General features: G+C 68.8%; 1 protein-coding gene. It reads left to right on the top strand.

From position 1 onward, the window contains the following. Positions 1 to 61: 61 nt before the first annotated feature. Positions 62 to 976 (top strand): IS982 family transposase, encoded by a 915-nt coding sequence (locus tag ACFPZN_RS56170; protein ID WP_378293641.1) that lies wholly within the window; start codon positions 62 to 64, stop codon positions 974 to 976. Positions 977 to 1,009 lie beyond the last annotated feature (33 nt).

Below are 1,009 nucleotides of genomic sequence, written 5' to 3'. Positions count from 1 at the left end.
CTAGACGGTTGATTCCAAGGGATCGCCTGCGGAAATGGGGCGAGGGTGTCCATGGTCGGTTGTGACCCCAGACCTGAACACCCTCGCCACCGCACTGTATGTGAGGATCGACGACTGGTTGCGGGCTTTCCCGGACCTGGCCCCCTGGCGCCCGGCCACCGGCATCCAGCCCAGGCTCAGTGACGCCGAGCTGGTCACCCTGGCGGTGATGTCGGCGCTGCTGGGCTTCACCTCCGAGCGGCGATGGCTGCGCTACGCCCGCACCGACCTGGCCGTGATGTTCCCCCGCCTGCCCGGGCAGTCCGGCTACAACAAGCGGCTGCGGGCGGCCTCGGTCCTGGTCGTGCACATGATCCAGATGCTGGGCCGGGACACCTCGCTGTGGAGCGATGACGTCTGGGTCGTCGACTCCACCCCGGTCGAGTGCGGCCGCTCCCGCGACACCACCCGGCGCAGCGAGCTGGCCGGATGGGCCGAATACGGCTACTGCGCCTCCCACTCGCGGTTCTTCTGGGGGCTGCGGCTGCATCTGCTGTGCACCCTGGGCGGGCTGCCGGTCGCCTTCGCGCTGACGGGTGCCAAGGCCGACGAGCGCGCCACACTGCTGGACATGCTGGGCGCCGACCCGGACCTGGCCGCCCGCCACCCGGGGCAGACGATCATCGGTGACCGCCACTACTACGGCCGCGCGTTCGAGCACGCTCTCACCGAGGGCGACCTGGTCCTGCTACGGCCCGCCCGCAAGGGCGAGCCCGAACGCCCCACCGTGCATCTGTTCAAGCCGCTGCGGCAGACCATCGAATCGATCAACCAGACCCTCAAGGGCCACCTCGACCTGGAACGTCACGGCGGACGCACCCCGGCCGGCGTCGCCGTCCGCATCGCGGTCCGGGTGCTGGCACTGACCGCAGCGATCTGGCACAACGACCACACCGGCCAACAGGTCAAACGATCACTCACCGCTTTTGATCACTGACCGCACCCAAACCCCTTGGAATCAACCGTCTAG

The sequence above is a fragment of the Actinomadura rugatobispora genome, from assembly GCF_042656285.1.
Taxonomy (GTDB): Bacteria; Actinomycetota; Actinomycetes; order Streptosporangiales; family Streptosporangiaceae; genus Spirillospora; species Spirillospora rugatobispora.
The sequence above is the reverse complement of the archived record's forward strand: the minus strand, read 5'-3'. Positions and strand labels throughout refer to the sequence as shown.